Consider the following 4,895-nt stretch of genomic DNA (forward strand, 5'->3'; position numbering starts at 1 on the left):
CTTTTCATTTAATATCGCTATTAATTCAAGGCCTAAAACCGCCTATCATCACTAAATAGTTCCGCCTCTAAGCAATCTGCTAAATCGGAAACTTATCGATTTTTTCGTTATATATTTCTTGTGCATCAGCGAGTGATAATTTCGAGTACACTTCTAGAGAGGCTCGTGTTTCATGGCCTGAATAGGGTTGAATTAGTGCATCATCAATACCTTGTTTCTTTAGCCAGGTAAATAAAAAGTGTCGTAACTTATGCGGCGACATAGATTGTTGTATTCCTGCTTCAGTAGCATAGTCAGCTAAAATTTTTCTTATTCCACGCGTGGTAAATGGCTTCTTTCGATTTGACTCAAATAGATAAATAGCCCCTTTAGCAAGTTCGGCATTAACAAATAGCATGAGTGTTTCTCTAAAATCATGTGGAAAAGGTACAATGCGATCTTTACTTCCCTTACCCTGGTTGATCCTAATTTGGCTCCGGTCGAAATCTATATCACTAATTTTTAAATTAACCAACTCTTGAACTCTAATTCCTGTGTAAAGTAATATCTTAATCAGTACCATATGCTTGGTATTTCTAGTTTGCCATACAATATTGTAATATTGCTTCAATTCCTCTTCTGTGGGCACGTAAGGTAATCGCTTGGCTTTTGTTGTGACTTCAATATTAAATTCTTCTCGAATTTTTTTAAATAAATCTCTTAAATAAATATAATCAGGTCGCTCATCACGTAAAATTTTACTGATTTTTTTTATAATTTCTTTGGTTGGGGTTCTCATGCCATAGCTCCTGCCGATATCAGTTTAATTATTAAACGCTTTGTTAAATCCACTTCAAAGCTGCCATATGGATTAATATGTAAATAGAATAAGGCAGTTAGAGCTCTATAATCCTCCTCATCTAACAGGTTTATCCAATATTCATCATGTAATAATTCTTCAATAAGCAAGGTATTAATATACGAAATACTCGTCTGAAGTAAGTGTAAACAAAGCATTGAGATTTCTTGATCATCACGAGAGTTTGATGTAATTTCCCCGCTTTTACCGTAATACACAAAATCGTTAGCACCATTCCAATTTTCTACAACATTTAAGCCGGCATTAATTTGTTGTCTGAGTTCAACCGAGTGGAGATAGCGGCATAAAAAAGTGGTTTTTACTACTTTCCCAAGCTCCATAAAGGCTTTAAACGTTGGATGTTGATAGTTGCTTCTGGCAAATTTTCTGATAATCGTTTCTGCAGTTGCCGTACCTAATTTTAGAGCAACTCCATGTTTAATCATTTCACTGTATTGTTCTTCTATGAGTTCCCAATTAATGGTACGTGTAGTGATTTCTTTGATATTTTTAATTTGGAAATCATCTGCAGGAAGGTAAAGTTTTTGATTGCCTATAGTTTTGTATCTTGGGAGCAGATCGAATTGCTCCAGATAGCTTAAAGCGAAACCAAGCTCGCTTTGTCCATGGCTATCCACATATTGTGATTCAATCTCCATCTCAGTTTCTTGATCCATAATTCCTTGTAGCATTGATGCGACTTCAGATGAAGTACATGTTTTCATCTGTGAATAAACACAGATGTACTGATCACTGACATGCCAGTAAATCATTACTCCGCTACTGTGGTGACGCGGACTCCATTCTGTTAACAAGTTTTTGGTGAAACACCCAAACTGCTTAGAATCTGCGGCACAAGCTGTAGAAACTGATCTCCATATTTTAGGGTTTCTTATTCTAAAAATAGCGTTAACAACTGTATTAATTGCTTCACGCAAATCATCTTTATTGAGAAAAAAATTTTTAATATGGCGCAACTCTTCAAAAGTAACTGCACCTTTAGATGCTCCAGCTGTTCGTTTAATTCCAGCATTGGTACCAATAGCGAAGTTACATAATAAGAGTCGCTTTCGAATGGTTTCACGGTCCAAAATTTCACGATTGCCAGCTGTGCTAAAACAATCTGTGAAGTTTTCACGCAAATCAACTTCTTTTAAAATATCCAATAGATCAATAACACCCCACTTGGCAAGAACGGCTTCTTTGAGTCGTTGAATAAATTTAGGCTCATCAACCTTTACTAAAGGTGTGAGCTCAATCCAGGGTTTACCTTTCTTTTTAACAATTTTAACTAATTCATTTTTAGGAAAACCATTATCAAGTTGCCGAATATTTTGGCTCATCTCATCTTTAATTTTATCGATAAAGGCTTTTGCTAATAATGGCGCATCCATTAAGGCAAAATATTCCTCGCGTTTCTCGTCAAAGTCCTTCGGCAAATCATCAACAGGATCACGGTATTTAAAAGCACCGCTCACCCATACTTCTTTATGCTTCAATTTAAGTCGTAAGAGTTTGAAAATAGCGCATTCATAGTTTTTTCTCAAAACTCTTGAATTATTAAGTTCATCCTTTTCATTTATTTCTTTTTGCTGCTGTTTACTAATCAAGCCATCAATTGGTACTTCCTCTTCAATCGGATAGTATTTAAGCTTACTCTTCTGATACCGCTTTATTAATGTTAATGCCGCTAAAAACGGTGTGTTATTAGAATGAAACTTTAAACAATCAATAATGCTAAATATAGTATAGCGATACGAGTTAGAGTATCTTTTGATAACTGATTCTCTTACCTTTTTTTTGATTTGACGAGCAAAGTCTCTTGTTTTAATTATATGCTCTATTGTTTCTTGAGAAACAGAGGGATATACAACCTGTTCAATAATCCCTTGGGGAAAGTCTCGGTTTATTTCGGCTAGTGAATATAATGAATCTAAATCTCCTAGTCGTTGACCGATCTCTTTATTCAGCTTTTCTTGTTTTTTATCTGCAGTTTTCTTTATTTGATGAATAAAATAGAGCAAATGGTCAATTAAGCTATCGATAGATTCTTGATGACGCTGAAAACAAAATATTATTGCCAGGGAGTAACGACTTATATCTGTTCGGCGTTTAGTCCTTTCAGGAGTGTCTGTGTAAAACCGTCGTCTACAAATATTTCGTTGTTTTATATTGATGTCATTAATAAATTCAAATGATGCAACTGGCAATTGATTTAATATTTCAAGGCGTTTAATTTCATTCGCAACGCCTTCTTTGCTTGAATCGCTAGAATCTTGGCGTAAAAATTGGCAAACCCCATCAAAATCATCGCTAGTTAACAGGTAGTCATCGATGTAGTTTTTATCTTTATCTGATAATAAATTTTCAATTTGAGAAAATACCTGTCGTTCTTTCTCTGTTTTGGCATTTTTGATTACATCAAGCAAGATTGCTTCAAATGGAATCTCAACTTTCATTGCTTTAAGGTAGGCGCATAGTTTAAATTTCAATGTCTCATCATTTTTTTCTTTAAAAATGTTCGCTATTAAAAACTCATGAAGCAAAGGACAATCTTTATCAAAACTCTTAAATCCAAAATACGCTTTGATTTCTTGCTTATATCGATTAATAATTCGCTCTTGTTCAAAAAAAGCGAACAACTCCTCATGCGAAATTATCTCTTCTGATAAAACAATACCCTGTTCGATTAAATTAAAGGGAAGCGTTTTGATGTCTTTTGGATAGCTAGCTGTTTTCTCAAACCATTTGAACAGCAAAAGATAAGCTAAGCGCGACAATCCTCGTTTTTTTTGAAGTAATCGCTTTTCATGTGGAAGTACCTGCCAAAAATGATTAGGCTCTATCTCTAAAGTTTCTTGAGTCAACATAACTTAATCTTTAAGCAGTGATTTTTTAAGATGATTTTCTTTCGCTATAGCAATAGCCTTGCGTAAATGAGCTTCTAAAATTTCTTTTGGTGGCATTTCAGTTAAATATTGAGCAACATGAATCCCTGTTTTATCCATCTCAAGGTATTCAATATCGTCATGATCTTTCCCTGCACAAAGAATAATCCCCATGGGTTTACCTTCATGTTGAAAGCGTTCATTTTTATCAAGCCAGTTAAGATACCATTCCATTTGGCCTTTATAGGCTGGATCGAAGTCACCTAGCTTTAATTCTATCGCAATCAATCGAGACAATCGCCGATTGAAAAACAACAGATCTAAATAACGATCTTTTTTACCCGTGCTCATTCGTTTTTGACGAGCAACAAAACAAAAGTCAGTGCCTAATTCTTGAAGAAAATCCGTAATATTATTCAGAATTAAATTTTCAAGATCTTCTTCTGATTGACATTCATGAGCACCAATAAAATTCAGAAAATAGGGCTCTTTAAACGTAAGATCCGCTGTCATTTCATCGGTCTTTTTTAGTTTATCTAATTGTAATTTTATGACACTCTCAGGCTGCTTACTAAGAGCTATCCGTTCATATAACATGCCATTCAATTGTTTTTGTAATGCACGAACGCTCCAGCGCTGAACACGACACATTTCAGCATAAAAATCTCGCTTTAAGGTATCCTCTATAGCACAAATTAGAACAAAATGAGACCAGGACAATTGTCTCGACAGTGTTGAGACAATCTCACGATCAGGGAATGATTTAGCAAATTTGATCATTCTGAACAGGTTAGGTCGACTGTAACCCTTGCCATAGCTAAGGGCAAGATGATTGGCTAAAGTAACAACAATGGTCTCCCCATATTCAGCGCGCTCCGACTTTAGAATTTCATCATCAATACGCTTGCCAATCAACCAGCATAGAAGTGCTTGAGTTGAATTATATTCACGAGCAATATGATTTCTTGCCTCATCAATGAGCGTGCTAATATCTTTGATTAGCAGATCAGGGGTATTATGACTCATTACAGCGGAATCTATTTTGTGAGGCATTTTGTTATCATTCATTTTAATTTCCTTTAATAGTTCCCATAATGCTTAGAGGCGGAACTATTTAGTGATGATAGGCGGTTTTAGGCCTTGAATTAATAGCGATATTAAATGAAAAG

The 4,895-nt window shown here is 35.1% G+C and carries 3 protein-coding genes; all 3 read right to left on the reverse strand.

The features are described 5' to 3' along the window. Nucleotides 1-79: 79 nt before the first annotated feature. From Lste_RS03090 to Lste_RS03100, 3 genes are read right to left on the reverse strand one after another with little or no spacing between them, the layout of a single operon-like run. Nucleotides 80-778, reverse strand: a complete 699-nt coding sequence (locus tag Lste_RS03090; RefSeq protein WP_058509629.1) for a tyrosine-type recombinase/integrase — start codon at nt 776-778, stop codon at nt 80-82. Beyond that, nucleotides 775-3,708, reverse strand: a complete 2,934-nt coding sequence (locus Lste_RS03095) for a Tn3 family transposase (protein ID WP_058509630.1) — start codon at nt 3,706-3,708, stop codon at nt 775-777. Before Lste_RS03095 ends, Lste_RS03090 begins: the two co-directional genes overlap by 4 nt. Before the next feature lie 3 nt (nt 3,709-3,711). Then, the gene (locus Lste_RS03100; protein ID WP_237760408.1) at nt 3,712-4,794 is read right to left on the reverse strand and encodes a PDDEXK nuclease domain-containing protein; all 1,083 of its coding nucleotides are present in this window, start codon (nt 4,792-4,794) and stop codon (nt 3,712-3,714) included. Nucleotides 4,795-4,895: the final 101 nt, after the last annotated feature.

It is taken from the genome of Legionella steelei (assembly GCF_001468005.1).
GTDB classification, from domain to species: domain Bacteria; phylum Pseudomonadota; class Gammaproteobacteria; order Legionellales; family Legionellaceae; genus Legionella; species Legionella steelei.